The sequence below is a fragment of the Bacteroidota bacterium genome (assembly GCA_016721765.1).
Classification (GTDB): Bacteria; Bacteroidota; Bacteroidia; order UBA4408; family UBA4408; genus UBA4408.
This window is the reverse complement of the sequence record JADKHO010000001.1, coordinates 413,774-437,705: the sequence shown is the minus strand read 5'-3', so window position 1 is coordinate 437,705 and position 23,932 is coordinate 413,774. Positions and strand designations below refer to the sequence as shown.

Sequence of the window (23,932 nt, the reverse complement as noted above, 5' to 3'; positions counted from 1 at the left end):
AAAATTTGAATTTTGAAATTGAAGCAGGCACAACTACTGCAATTGTCGGCGCCAGTGGTAGTGGCAAAACTACCTTATTAAAATTATTGCTTAAGTTTTACAAACCAACTACAGGTAAAATTAAATTGGGCACGTCTGATTTTAACGAAATTAATAGCGCAAAGTGGAGAGACCAATGTGGTGTTGTGATGCAAGGAGGGAAAATATTTTCGGATTCAATTGTAAATAATATTGCGCTCGGTCAACCGGTGGATATGGAGCAAATAGTTATGATGAGCGCATTGGCAAACTTAGATGACTTTGTGAATAGTGATTTACCCATGGGTTATTTCACAAAAGTGGGAGACGATGGATTGCAATTGAGTGAAGGACAAAAGCAACGCTTATTGTTGGCTCGAGCCATCTATAAGAACCCTGAATTTTTGTTTCTTGATGAGGCAACTAGTTCCTTAGACGCCAAAAACGAAAGAGAAGTGATGATAGGCTTGAGTAATTTTGGTATGAATAAAACAATTGTCATTATTGCTCATCGTTTGAGTACTGTCAGAAAGTCAAGCAAAATACTTGTTATAAAAGAGGGTGAAATTGTGGAATAAGGAACGCATTCCGAGCTTATTGGAATAAAGGGATATTATTATTCACTTATTAAGGAACAGCTTGAATTAGGGTTTTGAATTCGTAATCTTGTTTAAATATAAGATTAATTGAATAGTCGTTATTGTATTAATTAACTAATTTAAAAAAAATATTAGAGTCCCCATTTTCTAAATTGTATTAAATTTAAAAAAAAATTTGCTGATTTCAAAAAATTATTATATTTTGAATCTGAATTAACCTTAAAAGTCAATAATATGAAATCAAAATTAGAAGGTTTTAAAGTTAAAAGTACTATCTCTAAAGAAAAGGGTAAGTTATTGGAGGAAACATATCTAACGTCTGGGGCGAGACAATGGTAGAGATCCCAAGTCTGGAGGGCGTGATACCGGAGAATCGTCTGGGGATACCGGTAGAGATAATAAAAGATAATAAAAAAAGCCGGTTTAAACCGGCTTTTTTTATTTTAAAAATCTTCAGATCCCCTTCAACTTAGCAATAGCACTCTTAAACATATCCACGCTATTCTCGCTATTCCAGAGTGCTTCAGATAGCACCATTCCAGCAAATCCCATTTCCTTTATTGAATCGAATCTATTGGGTTGAATTCCGCCTAAGGCCATTGTTTTATGTTTACTTTTCATTAATGCTACAGCCAAATTATGTTGGCTAAAAGACGATTGATAGCCGTTTTTATTAACACTGTCAAATACAGGGCTTAAAAAAACATAATCATAATTGTTATCATCATTATAAAGGCTCGATAAATTATTAAAGGAGGATGAAACCTGGAGATTTGGACGCTTGAACCGATAATAAAAAAGCTTTATCCAATAAATGAATTTTTGCTTTTTGAAATTTCTATTCAAGTGAATTCCCTTTAAATTGTATTTAATAGCCAATTTATAATGGGAGTGTAAAACAATCCTTGACCAATATTTACGGGGGATTGTGTTAATGTACTCTTCCATTTGACGGGTTGAGGCATTTTTTTTTCTGAGGTGGAATGTTTCAAGACCGTTATCGAAAAGCTCTTTCACTATTTCGGTCTCCCCTTCAATTATTTTTGGACTTGACTGAACTAAAAGTAACATGGTTTTAAATTTAATTTTGAAATACTTTAGCTAATTTATTTACAAGAGAAATGTCTTTTTCCAAAGCTGTTCCTATAACAATAATATCAGCTCCTGCGTCACAAGCCTTTTGAACACCTTCTTCAGAGTTTATTCCTCCCCCAATAATTAAGGGAATTGTTATAGAATTGCTCACTTTTTTAATCATGGATGAACTTATGGGATTTTTAGCACCACTTCCTGCATCCATGTATATCATTTTTAAACCCAACATCTCACCCGCCATTGCAGTGCACATAGCAATGTCATCTTTATCTGCCGGAATGGGCATCGTATTACTCATATATGAAACCGTTGTTTGATTCCCACTTTCAATTAACATGTACCCAGTTGGTATCACTTCCAATAGACTTGCTTTTAATACCGGAGCTGCAATAACATGCTTTCCAATTAACATTTCTGCATTCCTGCCGGAAATTAAGGATAAGAACAAAATAGCATCCGCTGCAGCATCAATTTGATAAATATTACCGGGAAATAAAATTACTGGAATTTTGGTTGATTTTTTAACAAACTCGATACAATTCTTTAAATTACCGTTAGTGAGTAAGCTTCCACCGATAAGAAAATAATCTACCCCGGCTTCTTCGGCCATGCGCAATGCATCAACCGAAGGCTCTTTATCAGGATCAATTAAAAAAGCAAACTGTTTTTGCCCTTTTTTCTTTGCTGCTAGGATAGAAGAATAGATATTTCGATTCATTCGTTAATTTAATTCATGCTCTGTACAAAAGTAAGATTAATGTCGAATTAAATTAGTCTGATTATCGAATACCAGAAAGTTTGTTGCTATTCAAGCTGTTAAAAATGCGCTATATAATTGCATAGAAAACTTCTTAATGAATTGTTCATTTTTTTTTTTCATATTTGCTCAACTCAAATTTTAACAGCTATGAAAAACACTTTTTTGAAAAGTATTGCAATTTCTACCCTTTGCCTTATTTCTTTTCTTTCGAAGGCTCAAGATGTTTTATACCCAATTCAACAAAGCGGGAAATACGGTTATGTAAATAAATCGGGTAAAATTATTGTTGAACCGCAGTTTACGTTTGCAGATCAGTTTAGCGAAGGATTAGCGGCTGTGAAACAAGGAGGTAAAAAGGGCTTTATCAATACTTCCGGTAAAATGGTTATAGAACCCCAATTTGATGATGGGTATGGATTTAAAGAAGGTATGGCTGCTATGAAGCGTGATGGGAAATGGATATATATTGATAAATCCGGTAAAACTGTTTTTGAAACAAAATGTGATTACGCTTATCCATTTTCAGAGGGATTGGCAAGGTTTCAATTGGGATATAAGTTGGGTTATTTCGATAAAACAGGAAAAATTGCAATTCCTGCAAACTATGATGCTGCTTATGATTTTAGTGAAGGAATGGCCAGGGTTAAGTCTGGTGATTTAAATAAATCGAAATGGGGATATATTAATAAGGAAGGTGAATTAGCAATTGAATACTCTTTTGATGATTGTTTTGAATTTAATGAAGGTCTTGCCAATGTGCGCATTGGTAATGAACAAACCGGGAAATATGGCTACATTGATAAGAAGGGAAAAATTGTGTTAGAAGCAAAATATGACAAAGCATACAGATTTGCCGATGGTTTAGCTATTGTTAGAGTGGGCGATTTTAAAAAGGGTAAGTTTGGATATATCGATAAAACCGGTAAAATGGTTCTTCCGGCAGATAATGATGCTGCATTTAATTTTGTTGATGGACTTGCATGTGTGCGACAAGGTGATGCTAAGACAGGGAAATGGGGGTATATTGATAAAACGGGAAGAGTTGTGATTAGTCGGCAATATGATTTCCCTTCCGACTTCAAGAATGGACTAGCTTATGTGCGCCTTGGGAACTTTAAAAACAAGACCGCTTACATTGATAAAAAGGGGAATGTAATCTGGCAACAGCAATAACAAAAAAAGCAGAGAATTATCTCTGCTTTTTTTGCTTTAGTACCCAGGGCCGGGATCGAACCGGCATGAGGGTTAACTCACTGGTGTTTGAGACCAGCGCGTCTACCAATTCCGCCACCTGGGCATTTCTTTAACGGGATGCAAAAGTATTTATTTTTTTGAGATATGAAGCAATTTTAATTTATTTTGTTGTGGTGTTAACAACAAGCTCTATTATTGGCGTATCGGCCAAAATCAGTTTTCTAATGTTTCAAAGCTATATCCTAGTTTTGAATAAAAATTTAAAGTTTTCGGTAGTGTTTGGTATAAGTTATCCTTTGCTTTAAAACTGTCATGAAAAACAATGATGGAGCCTGCTTCATAATTATTAGTTGCATTTTTAAAACAAGTATCCGGACTCGTTTGCGCATCAAAATCATAACTAATCAAATCCCACATGATAATTTTATATTTTGATTTTAAATACTTGATCTGAGAACTGGTAATCTTTCCATAGGGCGGCCTGAAATACTTACTTTTTATTAACTGATTGGCCTTTTCTACATTGTTGAAGTACTCGAAATTACTTGTTTTCCATCCGTTCAAATGATTAAAAGTGTGGTTTCCTACAAGATGCTTATCAGCAATTATTGCATTAAACACACTTGGATATTTCGCAACATTTTCTCCGATACAAAAGAAAGTTGCCTTTGCATGATACTGTCGAAGCTCATTCAGCACCCATTCGGTTATTTCAGGAATGGGGCCATCGTCGAAAGTGAGGTAAATTTTTTTTTCGTTTGTTTTTACATTCCAAACCAATGAAGGATAAAATCGGCGTAATAGAGAAGAAGATTTTATCAAAAGTTTGTAGCTGAAAAATGGTAAGTGTAAGTAGTATTTATATTAATTGGCTGCAATAAATTTTTCAACACGATTTTTAACCGGTTTTAGTGTTTTGATATAGGCGAATATTGCTAACAAATCGTCCTCCGTCATTTGTGCGTACATGCTCCAAGGCATTGGAGTTTGCATGGCTCCTTTTTGAACTGTTGGAATAACATAACCTGAGTCTTTATATATTCGGAAACGTGCAAGAAAATTTTCTTCTGTCCACGCACCTATTCCGGTTTCTTCATCCGGTGTTAGATTCGAAGAATAGGCCTTACCCATTGCACCCATATTAAATTCAAACCCACCCGCCATTTCCATTCCCGGAACTTGCTTCCCTTTTTCTTGTTTTGTATGACACTCAGTGCATCCTGATGCATTCCACATATATTTACCATAAGCTAAGCGATCTTGTGGGCTAGGACGTTTTTGCATTTCTTGTTTTGATGGAATGGTGTTTATAATAAAATTCATTGGAAAGTCGGGCACGGATTCTTGATTAGCTCGTTCAATTGGTTTTAAGGAACGAATGTAAACGATAATGGAATATAAGTCCTCTTGGTCCATTTGTCCATAATGCATGTAGGGCATTATAGGAAATAGCGCTTTCCCATTTTTATTAACTCCGGTAGTTATTGTTCTTAAGATTTCACCATCTGTCCAATCGCCAATTCCTGAAGGGGTAATATTTTTTGAGATGAACGATCCGGGAAAACCAAAATCTTGATTGAACACTTCACCTCCTTGACCAAATGTACCATTGACAGGTGGTCCTGAAAATTTAGTCCAATCACGTTGCGAATGACAGTCCATGCAAACACAAACTGCATTTGCTAAGTATTCACCTCTTTTTAACCGCTCGGGAGTTGCCTCAATTTTAATTTTTGGAGCATCTCCAACACTGGGCAATGCTAACTTCACATAAGTCAACAAACCAACAACTGTCAATACAATTAAAAGCAGCGCATAAAGAATAATTTTTTTTATCATTGGTAAGTAGTTTTAATGAATTTGACTTCAGTTTAATATTACTCCTCTAAAATAAAAATTGTTTTGAATAAAATGTGAGAAAGAATGAAAAATTTGTTTTGATGCTTTAAATCCTTATAAAATAGTTATTCCCATTCAAAACTTTCAATCAAGTGAGTTACATCTGATTTAATATACTTGAGCACAGGTGCAGTTGAATCGCTGTTGGGTGAGGAATTAAAATACAGTGCTCCCCGAATAAAATGTTTAGTACTATCTGTAATGTAAAATTGCAGACCGCTGGCAGCATTGCCGGAAATGGAATACACTAAACCATAAACTTTTTTAACCGGGTTCATAAAGGGCAGCTCTTCAATACCATCGGCTTTTACGGTGTGTTTATAAGCTAAAGAACGTGAATCCTCTAGATGTTTATTTAAATCATTACTCAAGTCAAAATAACTTAGGTGTATTTTAGTGTTGTAGTTATGAAAATCAAGATTCATCCAACAATTTTCATTTTGGTTGCCCTGGTATGGTATTGCCCTACAATACTGAGGGATATCGAATCTGAATGGGCAATCTGTTTCCAACCTACTGTATTTTTTTTCCGGAAAATCAATTCTGAAATAGCCTTTTGGTTTTGGGGTATATTCACTTTCGCAAGCTGAAAACAGCGTGGATGCTGTAAAACAAAAAATAAATAACACGGTGGCTTTGGTTATGAATATTGTTGATGAGGCCCCATCAACAGTTTTGTTTTCGCGTTTAGGTAGCGTTATTTTTACTCTTTTAATTCGACGTTTATCTACAGATTCAATTTCGAAGACAAAATCACGGTGTTTAATTTTTTCGAATTTCTGAGGAATTTTACCGGACAGTTCGAGGATAAATCCTGCCAGTGTATCCGAATCTCCTTTTACTGCTTCAAATTCTTCCGCATCAATATCTAATACACGGTATAAATCATTTAATAATATCTTTCCTTCAAAAACATAATTTTGCTCATCTAACTTGGAATAGGTCAATTCTTCTTCATCAAACTCATCTTTAATATCTCCAACAACCTCCTCAATTATATCTTCAAGTGTAACAATGCCACAGGTGCCACCATATTCATCCACAACAACTGCCAAATGATTTTTTTTGGCTTGGAATTCCTTCATTAAATCGTCAATTTTTTTGTTTTCGGGAACAAAAAAAGCTGGGCGCATCAATATTTTCCAATCAAAATCAGCTGATTTGTCAAGGTGTGCCAACATATCCTTAATATATAATATCCCCAAAACATTATCAAGTGACTCTTTATATACCGGTACTCTTGAAAAACCAGATTCAACAATTTTTGCAATCAGTTCTTCAAAATTCAAACTTATCTCAAATGCTATTACATCCATTCGAGCTTTCATAATCTGACGTACTTCCGTATTCCCAAACTCAACAATTCCTTTTAAAATTTTTTGCTCCTGTTCGGGTGTGTGCTCATTGCTGGTTAATTCCAATGCATGAGAAAGGTCATCTACAGATATATTGTGACCACGTTTTTTGATTCTGCTATCAATTATTGAAGTAAGGTATATGAGGACACTGCTCAATGGCCAAAGTAGCTTTTGTAATGCAACAATCGGATACACCAAACGCGTAGCAGTTTTTAAAGCATTTTGTGTGGAGTAAATTTTAGGGATTACTTCTCCAATTAGTAATATTAAAAAGGTAACTATCACCACTTGAATTACGAAACCAAGAGTTGGATTAGCCGTAAAATCGAACAAATGATGAAATATTGTTTCGGAAATAATAATCACACCAACATTAACTAAGTTATGTGCAACAACAATTGTGGCAAGTAATTTTTTCGGTTTTTCAAGCAAAAGAATCACTCTTTGGCTAGCGGGCGTATAATTGTTTTTTAAGATTTCAATTTGAGATGGAACCAGCGAAAAAAATCCCACTTCAGCAGCTGCTATAAGTGCTGAAATCAGGAGTAAAATAACAACAGCAACAAGTCCAGTTAATATGGAAGGTTCAAATAAAACTTCGCTACGAAGGAATAATAAATGTGGAATTAGAATACTGACGGGAATGTCCAATCGATTGGGTTTTGATTTTCTTTATTTTTGCAAATGTAAAGTTTTTGCGCTTGCTATAGTGGTATATTATTTTGTTCAGCTTCAGGGTTTAAAAAGGCAAATCATCAGCAGCAGCATTTCCACTAGCGCTTGTGTTTTCAACTTGTGCGGATGAAGCTTGAACGTTTTGATTTCCGGTTTCTTCCCTCCGGGTATTTGCATTGCTTACAATGGAAATATTGTCTCCAACAATCTCAGTTGTATATCGTTTATTTTTGTCTTTATCTTCCCAAGAGCGCGTTCTAAGTTTTCCTTCTACTAAAATGGTATTTCCCTTTTTGAGATATTTTTCAGCAAATTCAGCCTGACTGCGCCATAAAACAATATTGTGCCATTCTGTTTGCTCCACTTTATTCCCACTTTTATCCTTATAACTTTCTGACGTCGCTAATGGAAAATTTGCTACTGTAGCTCCACCTTCCAGGTGTCGCACTTCCGGGTCTTTTCCCAGATTTCCTAAGAGGATTACTTTGTTAATTCCGGCCATTTTGAAAGGGGTTTTAGTGAATGGTCTAACAAATTTAAAAAAAAATGGATACGAACAAACATTAAAAGGAGATTTTGTTTGCTCGAAAAACAATCAATTAGGAAGTAGTTCAGCGTTCAAAATTAGAGCTTTCCGTTCTTAATTTCTTCTACTATTCCCGGATCTAAAAGGGTGCTTGTGTCTCCTAAATTTGAAGTTTCCCCTTCTGCGATTTTTCTTAGAATTCGTCGCATTATTTTTCCGCTTCTTGTTTTTGGAAGGCCGCTCACAAATTGAATTTTATCTGGTTTCGCAATTGCGCCTATTATCTTGGCAACGGTAAGAGTAATGTCTTGCTTTGCAAGATTTAAATCGCCATGATGCCCATTGTAAATTACATATGCGTAAACGCCCTGACCTTTTATATCGTGAGGATAGCCAACTACTGCACTTTCAACAACTCCTGAGTGCATATTTATTGCATTTTCTATTTCGGCTGTACCAATTCGGTGACCGCTAACGTTAAGCACATCATCAACACGTCCAGTTATTCTATAATTTCCAACCTCGTCACGCAGGCAGCCATCGCCGGTGAAATATAAATTGGGATAAGTTGCAAAATAATTAATTCGGCAGCGTTCATGGTCTCCATAGGTAGTTCGAAGCATGCCGGGCCATGGAAATTTAATGCAAAGATTTCCACTGACGTTATTTCCTTCTATTTCCTGTGCATGCTCATCTACTAGGCAAGGCTGAATTCCTGGAAGGGGCAAGGTGGCATGAGCAGGCTTGTGAGGTGTAACACCTGCCATATTAGAAATCATAATTCCACCGGTTTCAGTTTGCCACCACGTATCAACAACGGGGCAATTTTCTTTTCCTATATTTTTATGATACCAATGCCATGCTTCTTCATTTATGGGTTCACCAACTGTTCCAAGCACTTTTAAGGAGGTCAAATCTTTGCCGTTTAAGATGTCGGTTCCAAATCCCATCAAACTGCGAATTGCTGTTGGAGCGGTGTATAAGATACTTACTTTATGCTTTTCAATAATTTCCCAAAATCTACCAGCATCCGGATAAGTTGGAATACCTTCAAACATTAAACTGGTGGCACCGGCTGAGAGTGGTCCATAAACAATATAGCTATGTCCGGTTATCCACCCAATATCCGCAGTGCAAAAGTGAACCTGCCCAGGTTGATATTGAAAAACATTAACAAACGAATAATTCGCCCAAATCATGTATCCCGCGCATGTGTGCACCACACCTTTGGGTTTGCCGGTAGAGCCTGAGGTATATAAAATAAACAATACATCTTCAGCATCCATTTCTTCAGCAGGACAGTCCGGATTTCCTTGCTCAATGACCTTTTGAACTTCATCTTGCCACCAAACATCCCGATCTTTTATCATACTCACCGGTGTGTCGGTTCGTTCGCAAACAATCACTCTTTTTACAAAATCGCAATTGATAAGTGCATCATCAATTACATTTTTTAAAGGAATATCCTTAGCTCCTCTGTATGCACCATCGCAGGTAATAATAAATTCGGCTTTAGCATCGTGCAAGCGGTCGGAAATAGATTGAGCTGAAAAGCCGCCAAAAACAACTGAATGTACTGCACCAATTCTTGCACAGGCCAACACTGCAATTGCCAATTCAGGAATCATTCCCATATAGATACAAACACGATCTCCTTTTTTTACACCATTGTTTTTTAGCACATTTCCAAACTGACATACCAGAAAATGCAACTCTTTATAAGTAATAACCCGCGCTGCTTCCTTAGGGTTATTGCTTTCCCAAAGCAGTGCAACCGTATTTGCATTTGTTTCGAGGTGTCGATCTAAACAGTTTTCGGTAATATTTAGCTTGGCTCCTGCAAACCATTTAATACTGGGTTCCTTGAAATTCCATTCCAGAACAGAATTCCACTTTTTTTTCCATTTGAAATTATCTGCTATTGCTGCCCAAAATTCATTTGGATGCTCAACACTTTGCTTGTAAGCAGCGGTATATTCTTCGAATGATTTGATTTGATAAGGATAATTCATATTCATGTAGTTAAAAGCACTTACAATAATATAGAATATTACTAAGAAAAGAAAAGCCCTGCAGTTTTATTTGCAGGGCTTTATTTTTGAAATTGGCTGAACTAATTAATATTTCCTACCACTTTGAATTCTGTCCTTCGGTTAACTTGATATTCTGCATCCGTGCAAGTAACACCGTCGCTACACTTATTTAATGGTATTGATTCACCATATCCTTTCCCGCTCACTCTGGATTTTTCGATTCCATTGTCAATCATATATTGTGCAGACGCTTTTGCTCTATTATCGGATAATGTTAAATTACTTTCTGAGGTGCCACGTGAATCGGTATGGGAACTTAATTCAATAATAATTGTTGGATTATCTTTTAATAATTTTACTACCTTGTTTAACTCCAATGCGGCATCTGCTCGTATGTTCCACTTGCCACTGTCGAAATAAATATTCTCAATTTTAATGGCTTTGTTTAATACAATTTTATCAAGGGTGAAGTTTCGTATAAACGATTTGCAGTTTCGTTCATTCTTAGTACTAAAATCAGCACTTTGGGTAAAGTATCCTTCCTTTGCAACTATTAATTTATAGTCTACAAATAAATCTAAATTATAAAAAGTGTATTTGCCATATGCATCAGTTAATGCTTCTTGTTTTTTTGTATTTGAGGCTGCATCATAAAAAGTAATTTTTGCATCTCTGATTGGTTCGTTTGTGGCTTTATCATAGAGTGTTCCGGCCAGAATGCAGTATTTTTTATTAGATGCAGGATCTAATGAATTTATTAAATAAATAATTTTATATAGCTTGTTTCCTTCGGTTATGCCGATGGTGCTCACAAAGTACTTATTTGAGTTACGCCCATTTCCGGAAGCAATAATATAATAGGAGGATTCAGGTTGAATTACAGCGTTTATTTTTCCATTTTGCGTAGAAACAAATTCCTCTGTTTTGTTCGTGTTTACTTTTACAAGGTTAACTTTTAATCCTTCCACTCCGGTAGGGTTTAGAAAACTCTCATTCACAGTTACCTCAATATCAATACCTAGGGAACGTTGGAGTTTTATAACTTTATTAAGTTCTTTTTTTGATGTTGACCAATCAATTTGTTGATTGATATAAGCAAAAACATTGGTGTTAATCCGATAGGTCTTATTTGGAATTAAATCAATCGAAAATGTTCCTTTTGTAGATTTTTGTGTTGTACTGTTGCCTTCTGCATCAGTAACTGTAATTTCTGCATCACTCAGTTCGGTGTCGGTAACACTATCTCTTAAACTTATATTAAATGCAATTGGTTGAGGTTTTAATACATTGAAATAGTAAATATTATCATCGGTTGTTTTAGTGTAGATACTGGTACTTCTGTTCGAACTAAAATATCCACTTTGCAAATCTTTATTAAAAATTAATGCAAAATCATCATCCCTACTATTCATTGGAGCCATAAGGTTTTTGGGTTCTAACCAGGCACCATTTTTTTCTTGAACCGAATAAATATCTAAACCACCCAAACCTTCGTGGCCATTAGACGCAAAATACAAGGTGCCATCTTTCTTAATAAAAGGAAAAACTTCATTACCTGCAGTGTTTACCTTGGCTCCCAAATTTATAGGTGTATCCCAAGTTTTATCTTTTTTATTCATGACATATAGATCCATTCCTCCCATTCCTCCCGGCATATCGCTCGAAAAATAAAGTTTGTTACCATCCTCACTTAAGGAGGCATGTGCTACATTGTATTGGTCATTGTTTGGTGGAAGCGTGTCATCAAAAACCCATTCATTTTCAACCAAGACATATTTATATATTTTTAATTTAACAACTCCCTCTTTGCTTCTGCGTGTTTTTCCTTCTTCAATATTATTGGTTGTAATATACAATTCATTTCCTGCTTTGTTTATGCATAGTGGGCCATCGTTGTATACTGTTTGAATAGATTTTTCAAATAGTTTAGGTGTTGAAAATGTGGTAGCTTTTCCCTCTGCCTGATAGAGTGCAAAAAATTTTTCACCGGTCCAACCGTTAGTTCTATTAATTGCTTGATTTCTTTCGCGTGCAGAAACGAAAATAATTCCATTACCAAACTCAACTGCACCAAAATCCGTGTAAGGTCCATTGCAATTGATTTTTTCGATTTTAAAATTTTGTGAATCTTCGCTGTAGCCATTAATATTATCGATTGATTTGATAAGGCTTTCAGCACGACCATCGCCGGGTTCTGCTAGTTTATATGCTTCGAGCCATTTTCTGGCTTCTGCGTACTTGCCCACACCCATCAAAGCTTGAGCATAATACAATTTATGAATTGCTATTCCTTTTCCGGCTTTTACGGATTTGCTGTACCATCGTTCAGCCTGCGCACTATTGTTTGTCAAGCGATAACAATCGGCAAGTTTTAATCCGTTTTCCACATTCATGGAATCTTTTTTTAGCACAGCTAAAAATTTTGGAATTGCTTTATCATAAGCCATTGCGCTGTACAACTTATTCGCTTTTTTCTGCACCGATTGCGCATTAGATTGAAGGAAGTTGAGCAATAAAATTGAACTTAGAATAAAAATTAGAGACTTGTTTTTCATAAAGCTAATAAAAGGCAATATGCCTTATTTAAAAAAAGCGGGGTGTTACAATTTTTGTTTTATCAAAAGAAAAATCATAGCCCAATGTAATTTCATGCGAGCCGCCGTTGTATTTTTTCAATTGTGTTGTTGTATAATCGTAGGCATATCCAAAGCGCATTTGTTTGGTAATTTGAATTCCTGCAAATACCGAAACGGCATCTCCGGTTCTATAGGCAGCACCCAGCCAAACCAACTCATTAAATAGAGCATTTAAACTTATGTCGAGTTCAAATGGCGCCCCCCCTGATTTTTTAAGCATAACGGTAGGTTTAAGTTGAATGGTTTCACTCAGCTTAGCTACGTATCCGGCGGTGAGGTGCAAATTCCAGTCTTTAGCGGATGCTTTGTTGGTTACTTTTTTTGTTTCGGAGGCACTTACTGTATTTAAAATTAATTTAGGAATGGATAGGCCTGCATAGAATTTTTGAGTGTAATAAAAAACTCCAAATCCTGCATTGGGTAACAAAAGTTTGGGAGTGCTAGTAGCAAATTGTGGATCGTTACTTTGCCCAGGGCTTAATTCGCTTAATTTTTCATAATGATTTATAGCTCCTACTTGCAATCCAAATGATAGTTTTCCTTTACTTAATGGCATGCGATAAGCATAGTTTGCGAACACACCGGTATTGTGCATTACTGTAATTTTATCGTTTACAATGGATAATCCAAGCCCCATTTTTTGATTTGCAATAGGTGCATGAATGGAAAAGGTTTCCGTAACCGGAGCGCCTTCGATTCCAGTCCACTGATTTCGATAAAGTAATGTGGAAGAAAGGCACTCACGTGCGCCAGCATAGGCAGGGTTCAAAATCAGCTCATTATACATGTATTGTGTAAACTGTGGCTGGTATTGAGCGTTTGCTATAAAATAGTTCATAAAAAAGAACCCGCATAGTAGCAACTTTGAATACCGGTTTGCTCGTATAGATTTTGTTTCCATTCTCATTTTAATTAATTATTTACGAATTACAATGTAACCTTGCATTGCTTCGTTAACTCCGTCATTAAAGGTCAGTATATAATAATATGATCCACTCGCTAATTCTTTTCCCTCGGAGCCATCTGAGGATTTACCATTCCAGGTATTGTCGTACCCTTTTTTGCTGTACACTAAATTCCCCCATCGATTAAAAATTCTTAGCTCATTTTGTGGATATGCTTGAATGCGTTTGATTACAAAGAAATCATTGATGTTATCTCCATCGGGTGAAAAAGCATTGGGCACTGTAAAAGGTGTTTCGTTAATGGTAATACGGACTATACCCGTTGCACATAATTTTGAAAGCACATAATCGTCACACACCTCGTAAGCAAAGGAATCCGTACCGGCATATAATTCATCAGGAGTATAAGTGAAGGTCCCATCGGCGGCTAGGGTTAGCCCACCGTGTTGGGGAGGAGTTGTAATTAGCGATATGCTTAATAAATCGGTTAAGTCAGGATCCATATCGTTCACAAGCACATTTCTGGTAACGGCATCACCTTGATTCAGGCTCACTGTATCATCCATAGCGAATGGTGCTTTATTCACTCTTAACACGGTTATGTTTACGATGGCTGTATCGCAAAGTGAAGGAATACCTAAATCACAAAGCGAATAAATGAAACTATCATTTCCAATGAATTGAGCATTGGGGATATACGTAAAAGTTCCATTTAAATTAAAGTTGAGCGTTCCATTGGAAGGCTGTGAAATCACCGTTGTTTGGAGTGAATCCAAATCAATATCTGAATCATTTATCAAACAATTTCCATTTAAGCTTACATTTTCAAACGTTTGAAAATTATCAGACTTTGCTAAAGGGCTATCATTTACTGCAATAACTTTAATTTTAACTAGTGCTGTATCGCAGTTAACAGGATTAGGAAGGGAAGTGTCTAAAACTGCGTATATAAAACTATCTGTGCCAAAATAATTCACATTTGGTGAATAGGAAATCGTATTGTTTGCGTTAATTATTATGCTTCCATGCAAAGGATTGAGTGTAATCGAAATGCCAACATTTGAGAGAATAACAGTATCATTAGCTAATACAGAAAGTAATAAAGTATTATCTTCTGAAACACTTGCAGTATCTGATATAGCTAAAAATCCACCACAAAGTTGACCCGTTACAAAAATGGTTACAAGTCCGGTATCGCATAGTTGTGGTGTGGCGCCGTCGCATACAATATAAGTAAAGCTATCACTACCCAAAAAGCCTGCGAAAGGAGTGTAGATAAATGTACCGTTCGTATTAAATACAAGGGTTCCATTTGAAGGAGCAGTTGCTTGAGTGGTAGAGAGTAAAGGGTCGTCTACATCTAAATCATTCAATAGCACATTTCCTGAAACAGCCGTTCCCAGTGGAGTGTTTACGGTATCATCAACTGCAATTGGGGCATCATTAATAGCTATAATGGCAATGTTTACAATTGCCGTATCACAAATAGATGGTCCGCCGCTAGGTTTTCCAACAGTGTATACAAAGCTATCGTTCCCGTTAAAATTTAGGTTAGGGGTGTAGGTAATTGTGTTATTGGCATTTATCACAACACTCCCATTTAAAGGGTTAGTTGAAATACCAACCAATATATTTGTGAGTATTACATTGTCATTGGTTAATTCTGAAATAATAAGTTGGAAATCTTCATTTGTACTTTCATTGTCCGAATTTGCAAGGTAGCCTGCACAAGGCGGTGCATCTACATTTATAACTACTAATGCAGTATCGCACATATTGGGACTGCCTCCATCACAAACTAAGTAAGAAAAGATATCTGTACCAACAAAATTTGAATTAGGAGTATAACTAAAGCTTCCATTAGGATTAATAACAGCAACACCATTAATTGGAATTACAAGTAAGCTAGAGTTTAATGTCGCTCCTTCTATATCACTGTCGTTGTTTAAAACATTTCCGTTGGCTGCTGTTCCTTGTAGAATGTTTGCTGTATCGTTTTGTGCAATTGGCGCGTCATTTATGGCATTTATTGTAAAGGTTACAATAGCAGTATCACATAATGCCGGAGTGGCGGTATCACATACGGTATAGGTAAATGAATCCGTTCCAAAGTAATTTAAAGTTGGCACATAAATATAATTTCCGCTAGCACTAATGGCTATAGTTCCATGTGGAGTCGCACCATTAAAGGCGCTGTAAATTAATGTGCTGCCTTCCGGGTCAGCATCATTGGCAGAAAGACTACCACTCAGCTGAGTATCTTCATTGGTGATAAAGTAGTCACCGTTTGCCACCGGTGCTTGATTTGGAGGCAAAGGGTTAACCACAATAATAACTGTTGCTACAGCACATAAATTTGGATTTCCTCCGTCACAAACTGTATAAACAAATGAGTCAGTACCTGTAAAACCAATGGCGGGGGTATATGTAAATGAACCAATTCCATTCATCACCACCGTGCCATTTGCAGGCAATGAAAGAATCGAAGCAATTGCGGTAGGGCCATCAACATCCGTATCATTAAACAATGCATCACCATTAACACTTGTATTTAGTAAAGTAATAAGACTATCGTTTTCAGCTATTGGTGCATCGTTTACAGCATTCACTGTGAGATAAACAATTGCGGTATCACAAAGAGCGGGAGTTCCATCGTCACAAATTTGATATACAAAACTATCTGTGCCTGCAAAATCTAAGTCCGGTGTATAGGAGAAAGTGCCATTAAAATTCAAGGAAAGCGTTCCATTTAAAGGAAATACAATTGGTGAAATGGTTAATGTAATAGTATTTCCATCGGGGTCAAAATCATTTGCTAATATGGATGAACTAGTATTTAAAGTATTATCCTCATTTACTGAATAATTATCGGTATTTGCTACCGGGATAGTATTCGGCGCAAGGGTAACGCTTATCAAAAGGGTTGCAGTATCGCATAAGTTTGGCACTCCCCCGTCACAAACAATATAGGAAATTGAATCGTTACCAATAAAACCGTTATCAGGTGTGTAGTTAAAGGTACCGTTTGAATTTAATACCATATTCCCATTAAGTGCATTTGTGAGCAGGGAAACAGCTAAGGCCGGACCATCAATATCGAAATCATTAGTAACAACATTTCCGGAAACTAGCGTGTTTTGAAGTGTACTTGCGAAATCATTTACTACCACAGGTGCATCATTTACGGAGGTGATAGAAATTAATACTATTGCAGTGTCACATAATGCAGGTGTACCATTGTCGCAAATTTGATAAACAAAACTATCAGCGCCAAAATAATTGGAATTGGGGATGTAACTATAAGTTCCATTGGTGTTAATTTGCAAAGTACCATGTTGGGGCGCATTAACTGGTGTGGTACTTATTGAAATTGTGTTACCATCCGGATCTGTATCATTAAGTAATAAATTTATTCCATTGAGTGAAGTGTCTTCTGTAGTGCCGGTAAAGTCAGCATTAGCAAATGGTGCATCATTTACAGGGTTTACAGTTATGCTAACAGAAGCAGTTACGCAAAGAGATGGTGCACCATCGTCGCAAACCTGATACGTGAAGTTATCGATACCGGAGAAGCTAAGATTAGGTGTATAACTAAATGTTCCATTCGCATTAATTACAGCAATTCCATTGGATGGTGCAATGAAAGGAGTTATTGAATAAATCAAATTATTGCCATCCGGATCCACATCATTTGTGGCTAAGGAACCTGATATGACGATGTTTTCATTGGTAGTAAATGCATCATTTAATGGTTGTGGGGAGTGATTTACTGCACCAATTCCAATTGTTACCGTAGCATTGTCGCAAAGTACCGGACTACCATTGTCGCAAACTTGATATACAAAACTATCAAAACCTGAATAGCCAAAGTTCGGGCTGTAGGTATATGTTCCATTTGAATTAATTACCACTATTCCGTGAACAGGAGGTGTTACCGGAGTTGTTGTAATGGTTAAAGGGTTACCATCCAAATCGCTATCATTCGAAAGTAAATTTGAACCATTCAATACTGTATTTTCCAATGTAGAGCCATTGTCGTCAGCAGCTATTGGTGCGTCGTTAACCGGAGTAACTGTTATCGTTACCGTTGCAGTTGAACAAGCAACAGGAATTCCGGCGTCGCACACTTGGTACACAAAGCTATCAACTCCATTGTAATTTGAATTTGGAGTATAGGTAAATGTTCCGTTTGGGTTAATTAAAAGAGTTCCATGAGCTGGAACAGTAACTGGAACAGTGTTTATTACAATTACGCCTCCTTCCGGATCGGTATCATTAAGCAATAAACTTGTTCCTATTAAAGAGCCATCTTCAGCAACGGTATAACTGTCGTTTGCAGCTAATGGGGCGTCATTAATAGCATTAATGGTAATAGTAACAGTTGAGGTAGAGCATAAAGGCGGAACTCCATTATCGCATGCCTGATAAACAAAGCTATCCAAGCCGTTATAATTCAAAAATGGCACATAAGCATACGTTCCATTCGCATTTAAGGTTAAGTTTCCATGAGCTGGTGGGCTTATTGGAGCAATGGTTACCACTATCGGGTTTCCGTCAGGATCCGAATCATTACTTAAAACAGTTGTTCCGTTTAAAGGCGTGTCTTCATTCGTTAGTGCAAAATCGTCAAGGGTAACTGGCGCATCGTTAACTGCTGTAATTAGAATTGAAACAACTGCAGTTGCACATAAAACCGGACTCCCATTATCGCAAATTTGATAAGTAAAGCTATCACTGCCACTGTAGTTTAAAACGGGCGTATAGAGATAGGTTCCATCTGCATTCAACACAACAGTTCCATGAATTGGATTTACAGCCGGACTAGTATTTATGGTAATAGGATTACCATCCGGGTCGGTGTCATTTAATAAGACTGATGCACCGTTTATTGGGGTATCCTCAGCAGTACTTGCTGCATTCAACAATGCAACCGGAGCATCATTAATTGAATTAATAGTTATGTTTACAGTTGCACTAGAACAAAGAGAAGGAGCAGCATTATCACACACTTGATACACAAAACTATCTGTGCCGTTGTAATTGGCAAACGGGGTAAATATAAATGTGCCATTTGCGTTTAAAACTAAATTTCCGTGCGCCGGAGGGGTTATTGCAATTCCTGTTACTTGAAGTGCATTTCCATCCTGATCACTGTCGTTAAGTAAGACACTACTTGCATTCAGCACCACATCTTCATTTGTAACATAGGTGTCATTGTTTGCTGAAGGAGCATCATTAACAGGGCTAATTGTAATTAAAACAACTGCATTGCTGCATGCACTAGGAATGCCATTATCACAAACTTCATAAACAAATGTATCACCTCCCACATAGTTTAAACTTGGTGTGTAAGTATAAGTACCATTTGAATTAAGCAGCAGTGTACCATGGGCAGGAGGAACCAAAGGGCTTGTAGAAACGGTAAGCGTATTTCCGTCTACATCGAGATCATTAGTAAGCAAAGTTGTTCCTAATAACGGTGTGTCTTCAGGTGTTGATACATTGTCGTTAACTGCTACCGGTGAATCATTCACAGGGTTTACTGTTATATTTATAGAAGCATTGGAACACAGCAATGGATTCCCGTTGTCGCACACTTGATAAGTGAAAATATCAGATCCATTATAGTTTAAATTTGGGGTATAGGTGTAGGCTCCATTTGCAGCTATCGTAATTTTGCCATGTAAGGTTGGGAAGTTTGTAAGCGCTGTAACCGTTAATAAATCCAAATCCGGATCGCTATCATTTGTCAATACATTATCACTGTTGGGAGTATCCTCATTGGTTGATATTGCATCGTTTAGGGCCAGAGGAAATTGATTTACCGAACCTATAGAAATGGTAACAGTTGCAGTTGCACAAGCAATTGGTGTTCCATTGTCGCACGCACTGTATACAAAAAAGTCGAATCCATTGTAGTTCAAGTTTGGTGTATACACGTAGGTTCCGTTTGAATTAAGGGTAAGCGTTCCATGCGCCACATTTGTAACCGGTACAGTATTTACAGTAAGTACGCCGTTTTCCGGATCAGAGTCGTTTGTGAGCACACTGGTTCCGTTCAATACAATATTTTCTAAGGTTGTTCCATTGTCATCAGTGGCGATGGGTGTATCGTTCACCGATACAATTGTAATAGTTACAGTTGCATTGGAGCAAAGTGAAGGAACTCCATTGTCGCAAATTTGATACACAAAGTTATCGCTGCCATTGTAATTAGCAGCAGGTGTATAGGTAAAAGTACCGTTAATATTAAGCACCAAATTTCCATGAACGGGTAATGAAACCGGTGTTGTGTTGACTGTAATTGTATTCCCTTCCACATCACTATCATTAATTAATACACTACTGCCATTAAGCGGGGTATCCTCGTTAGTGCTGTAAGCATCAGCAACTGCAGCTGGAGCATCGTTCACCGATAGCACATCAATTGTTGTTGTTGCTTGCGAACAAAGCGAAGGAATAGCATTGTCGCAAACTTGATATACAAAACTAACTGTGCCATTAAAATTTAAAACCGGGGTATAGGTAAAAGTTCCATCTGAGTTTAAATTAAGAATTCCACTGCTTACATTCACGAGAGGGGTGGTGTTCACACTTAATAAATCTCCATCCGGATCACTATCGTTACCCAGCACTGACGAACCGGTTAATGGTGTGTCTTCAGAGGTAGAATAGGCGCCATTTACCGCAACAGGAGCATCGTTCACAGGGTTTACAGTAATTGAAACAAGTGCTGTACTACAGAGTGCAGGTACACCGTTATCACAAATACGATAAGTAAATGAATCACTGCCCGAATAATTTGCCGCTGGAATATACGTGAAAGTTCCATCACCATTGAGTGTTATCGATCCATGCAAAGGAAGCACAGTTGGAATAGTATTTAAAGTAGTCGGATCCCCATCCACATCACTGTCATTTAAAAGTATTGATGTTCCATTTAGCGGGGTATCTTCGTTTGTGCTGAATGCATTCGCAACAGCTAAAGGAGCATCGTTCACCGAAGTAATCGTAATTGTTACAGTGGCACTTGAACATCCAACCGGAGAGGCATTATCACAAACCTCATACACAAAGCTGTCTGTGCCATGATAATTTAAAAAAGGAGTGTAAACATAGGTCCCATTTGAGTTAATATTCACGGTTCCATGCGCCGGGGCTACAAGGGGTATTGCAGATACAGTTAATGTGTTTCCTTCAGGATCGCTGTCGTTTGCCAGTACAGAAGTTCCGTTTAATGTAACATCTTCAGCAGTTGAACCAACATCGCCCACTGCAAGGGGCAAATCATTTACCGCATTAATAGTAAGTGCAACACTTGCATTTGCACATAGAGATGGGCTACCGTTATCGCATGCCTGATACACAAAGCTATCCGTTCCATTAAAGTTAAGATTGGGAGAATAGGAATACGTTCCATTGGCGTTTATTACTAATATTCCATTTACAGGACTAACAATTGGTGTAGTATTTATGCTTAGAATATTTCCATCCACATCCGAATCATTGGCTAACAATGAGGTGCCAATTAACGATACATCTTCGCTTGTAATTCCAACATTATTTACTAAGGTAGGAGCATCGTTCACAGCATTTACAGTAATTGTAACTGTTCCGGTAGCACATACCGAAGGAATTCCATTATCACAAACTTGGTAAGTAAAACTGTCGGTACCGTTATAATTTGGACTGGGAGAATATGTGTATGTACCGGTTGCGCTTAGTGCAAGAATTCCATTAGAGGGTCCACTAATTGGAATTGTATTAACTGTTAATGTATTTGATTCCGGGTCACTATCATTTATAAGCACGGAACTTCCATTTAATACATTGTCTTCATTTACGGATGATAAATCATTAACGACAACAGGAGAATCGTTAACAGCGTTAATAGTAATAATTACAGTTGTAGTGGAACACAGCGATGATCCATCACAGACTTGGTAAACAAAACTATCCGAACCATTATAATTTGCAGTCGGTATATAAATAAAAGTACCATCCGAATTTAATATCAATACACCATGTGTTACATTACTAACAGGGATTGTGGATACTGTAAGCGCATCACCATCACCATCGCTATCGTTAGCTAAAACACTTGTTCCATTAAGTAAGGCATCTTCGTTTGTAGTATAATTATCACTGTTGGCAATTGGTGTGTCGGCAATCGGGTTTATTGTAATTGTTACCAAAGCAGTAGCGCATAATGTTGGAGTACCGTTATCGCAAATTTCATAAACGAAACTATCGCTTCCGGTGTAATTTAAATCTGGAGTATACGTATATGTTCCATTTGAATTTAAATTCACGGCTCCATGTAAAGGCAAGGTAATTGGGGTGGTATTCACAGTTAATGGATTTCCATCAACATCCGAATCATTTGAAAGCACAGTTGCGCCGTTTAGCACCACATCCTCATTCGTAACAGCTACATCATTAGCGGCTATCGGAGCATCGTTAAGCGCAACAATCGAAATGTTAACTGTTGCATTCGTGCATAAAACCGGGCTTCCATTATCGCAAACACTATAAATAAAAGAATCTATTCCGTTATAATTTGCAAACGGAGTGTACAAGTATGTACCATCTGAATTTAAGCTGAGCGAACCGTTCGCAGGACTTAGCACCGGCACGGTATTAACAGATAAAGTGTTGGTATCGGGGTCGGAATCATTCGCTAAAACTGTATTTCCGACTAAGGCATTATCCTCGTTTGTTGAAACCGTATCGTTGCCTGCAATTGGTGCATCGTTAAGTGGATTCACATTTATGGAAACGATGCCTTGTGAACACTCTGATGGAATTCCATCGTCACATACTTCATACACAAATGAGTCCGAACCATTGAAATTTAATTGAGGTGTATAACTGAATGTTCCATCGGGTGAAATGATAAGATTACCATGGCTTGGCGCCGATATGGGACTGGTATTGATAACCAGCAATTGACTGTCAAAATCTAAATCATTTGATAATAATGAACTTCCATTTAAAGTAATATCTTCATTTGTAGCATAAAAATCGTTGCCCACCGCAGGAGGGTCTGGAACTCCTGTTATACTTATGTTTACCGTTGCATTTGCACAAAGAATCGGGCTTCCATTATCACATACTTCATAGGTAAATGAATCAGTGCCAAAATAATTTGGAAGGGCAGTATAGGTATAGGTTCCATCAGGATGAATGGTCACTCCGCCATGGGTTGGACCAAGAATTGGTGTGCTAGTAATAGTCAGGAGATCACCTAAATCCGGATCAGTATCATTTATCAATAGGGAAATTCCAGTATAAGGGGTATCTTCAATGGCAGGAGGCACAGTTATATCATCCAAAGCAATTGGGGCATCGTTTACAGCAGAAATGGTTAAACTTACAATAGCCTTGCTACATTCCTGTATTGCTGCGTCATCACAAACTTCATACTCAAATGAATCAGTCCCGTTAAAATCAGGATTCGGTATATATTCGAAAGTACCATCCGGGTTAATGGTAACTGTGCCATTAGTAGGTAAAGTCACAGGAATAAGGCTGACCGTTAGATTGTCTAAATCAGGATCTGAATCATTAGCGAGCAAGCCCAATAAGGGGTCTGTAATAGTAAGTGTTACATCTTCATCTAAAATGTAATTATCATTTTCGGCAAGTGGTGCGGTTAGAATTGTATTTGCCGGTGTAAATTTTTTGTTAAATGCTAACAAGGTCTGTAGCGCATAACCGTTATAATCTTGTTGGGTGTTTTTATTTTTAATAGCGCTAAAATCATCCTTGTTGGGAGTTGTTGTTTTTTTGAATTCGAGTACTGATGAGGGATTTTTTAGTTCAAAAAAGGGATTTGACTGCGCACTTACATTCATCCAACTTAGTGACAAAAGAATGCTCAAAAAGTTGATGAAACGCAGCAATAAATTAGATTTCATAAAGTTTGGGTAAAAAAATAATTTGTTTTTTTACAGCAAGGACATTCTTGCCTTTCATCGAAGATACTGAATTTATCTATCATTTCGAAGACTTAGTGGTAATTATGTAAGCTTTGAACATTAAAATACAAATCCTTTTTTTTTGAATAAAATCCTCTCGAAATGTTTTATCTCGCCGACATAACACAATTTTAACCTTTAATTGGGGTGGGAAATAAAGGGCAAGACGTGTTTTTTACACAAAGTTTTTAACATAACAAAAGTACTCAATAGCCCGAAGAATGCAAAATTGTGGCGGTTTTATTAAAATTTAT

The 23,932-nt window shown here is 37.1% G+C and carries 12 protein-coding genes and 1 tRNA gene; 2 read left to right on the top strand and 11 right to left on the bottom strand.

Features of this window, described 5'->3' with window-relative positions; translation table 11 throughout:
• Nucleotides 1-5 precede the first annotated feature (5 nt).
• Nucleotides 6-596 carry an ATP-binding cassette domain-containing protein gene (locus IPP32_01780; protein ID MBL0046816.1) on the top strand — a complete coding sequence of 197 codons (591 nt, stop codon included), beginning with the start codon at nucleotides 6-8 and terminating at the stop codon, nucleotides 594-596.
• A gap of 474 nt (nucleotides 597-1,070) precedes the next feature.
• Here the strand turns inward: IPP32_01780 and IPP32_01775 are convergent, their stop codons facing one another.
• Both IPP32_01775 and IPP32_01770 read right to left on the bottom strand, forming a co-directional pair.
• The gene (locus tag IPP32_01775) at nucleotides 1,071-1,688 is read right to left on the bottom strand and encodes a thiamine phosphate synthase (GenBank protein MBL0046815.1); all 618 of its coding nucleotides are present in this window, start codon (nucleotides 1,686-1,688) and stop codon (nucleotides 1,071-1,073) included.
• 10 nt (nucleotides 1,689-1,698) lie between these two features.
• Nucleotides 1,699-2,430 carry a geranylgeranylglyceryl/heptaprenylglyceryl phosphate synthase gene (locus IPP32_01770; protein MBL0046814.1) on the bottom strand — a complete coding sequence of 244 codons (732 nt, stop codon included), beginning with the start codon at nucleotides 2,428-2,430 and terminating at the stop codon, nucleotides 1,699-1,701.
• A gap of 189 nt (nucleotides 2,431-2,619) precedes the next feature.
• Between IPP32_01770 and IPP32_01765 the strand changes: the two genes are divergently transcribed.
• The gene (locus tag IPP32_01765) at nucleotides 2,620-3,645 is read left to right on the top strand and encodes a WG repeat-containing protein (protein MBL0046813.1); all 1,026 of its coding nucleotides are present in this window, start codon (nucleotides 2,620-2,622) and stop codon (nucleotides 3,643-3,645) included.
• 40 nt (nucleotides 3,646-3,685) lie between these two features.
• Here IPP32_01765 and IPP32_01760 read toward each other — a convergent pair.
• From IPP32_01760 to IPP32_01720, 9 genes are all read right to left on the bottom strand, one after another.
• Nucleotides 3,686-3,769 (bottom strand) — tRNA-Leu (locus tag IPP32_01760).
• Nucleotides 3,770-3,879: 110 nt separating this feature from the next.
• A complete protein-coding gene (locus tag IPP32_01755) occupies nucleotides 3,880-4,488 on the bottom strand; it encodes a polysaccharide deacetylase family protein (GenBank protein MBL0046812.1) in 609 nt (202 codons plus the stop codon).
• Between the two features lie 42 nt (nucleotides 4,489-4,530).
• Complete coding sequence (locus IPP32_01750; GenBank protein MBL0046811.1) at nucleotides 4,531-5,505, bottom strand: c-type cytochrome; 975 nt, start codon at nucleotides 5,503-5,505, stop codon at nucleotides 4,531-4,533.
• 125 nt (nucleotides 5,506-5,630) lie between these two features.
• Nucleotides 5,631-7,574: a gliding motility lipoprotein GldD gene (gene gldD, locus IPP32_01745; protein MBL0046810.1), complete on the bottom strand. Its 1,944-nt coding sequence runs from the start codon at nucleotides 7,572-7,574 to the stop codon at nucleotides 5,631-5,633.
• 88 nt (nucleotides 7,575-7,662) lie between these two features.
• Complete coding sequence (locus IPP32_01740) at nucleotides 7,663-8,100, bottom strand: single-stranded DNA-binding protein (GenBank protein ID MBL0046809.1); 438 nt, start codon at nucleotides 8,098-8,100, stop codon at nucleotides 7,663-7,665.
• Between the two features lie 122 nt (nucleotides 8,101-8,222).
• The gene (gene acs / locus IPP32_01735) at nucleotides 8,223-10,136 is read right to left on the bottom strand and encodes an acetate--CoA ligase (protein MBL0046808.1); all 1,914 of its coding nucleotides are present in this window, start codon (nucleotides 10,134-10,136) and stop codon (nucleotides 8,223-8,225) included.
• Between the two features lie 101 nt (nucleotides 10,137-10,237).
• The gene (locus IPP32_01730) at nucleotides 10,238-12,712 is read right to left on the bottom strand and encodes an OmpA family protein (GenBank protein MBL0046807.1); all 2,475 of its coding nucleotides are present in this window, start codon (nucleotides 12,710-12,712) and stop codon (nucleotides 10,238-10,240) included.
• A gap of 28 nt (nucleotides 12,713-12,740) precedes the next feature.
• Complete coding sequence (locus IPP32_01725; GenBank protein ID MBL0046806.1) at nucleotides 12,741-13,631, bottom strand: type IX secretion system membrane protein PorP/SprF; 891 nt, start codon at nucleotides 13,629-13,631, stop codon at nucleotides 12,741-12,743.
• A 78-nt stretch (nucleotides 13,632-13,709) separates the two neighbouring features.
• Entirely contained in the window at nucleotides 13,710-23,618 is a 9,909-nt protein-coding gene (locus IPP32_01720) for a tandem-95 repeat protein (protein ID MBL0046805.1), read from the bottom strand.
• Nucleotides 23,619-23,932: the final 314 nt, after the last annotated feature.

Coding starts and splice junctions, on each gene's coding strand:
- IPP32_01775 (MBL0046815.1), bottom strand. CDS start 1,688: ATGTTACTTTTAGTTCAGTCAAGTCCAAAAATAATTGAAGGGGAGACC.
- IPP32_01770 (MBL0046814.1), bottom strand. CDS start 2,430: ATGAATCGAAATATCTATTCTTCTATCCTAGCAGCAAAGAAAAAAGGG.
- IPP32_01765 (MBL0046813.1), top strand. CDS start 2,620: ATGAAAAACACTTTTTTGAAAAGTATTGCAATTTCTACCCTTTGCCTT.
- IPP32_01750 (MBL0046811.1), bottom strand. CDS start 5,505: ATGATAAAAAAAATTATTCTTTATGCGCTGCTTTTAATTGTATTGACA.
- IPP32_01740 (MBL0046809.1), bottom strand. CDS start 8,100: ATGGCCGGAATTAACAAAGTAATCCTCTTAGGAAATCTGGGAAAAGAC.
- acs (MBL0046808.1), bottom strand. CDS start 10,136: ATGAATTATCCTTATCAAATCAAATCATTCGAAGAATATACCGCTGCT.
- IPP32_01730 (MBL0046807.1), bottom strand. CDS start 12,712: ATGAAAAACAAGTCTCTAATTTTTATTCTAAGTTCAATTTTATTGCTC.
- IPP32_01725 (MBL0046806.1), bottom strand. CDS start 13,631: ATGAACTATTTTATAGCAAACGCTCAATACCAGCCACAGTTTACACAA.
- IPP32_01720 (MBL0046805.1), bottom strand. CDS start 23,618: ATGAAATCTAATTTATTGCTGCGTTTCATCAACTTTTTGAGCATTCTT.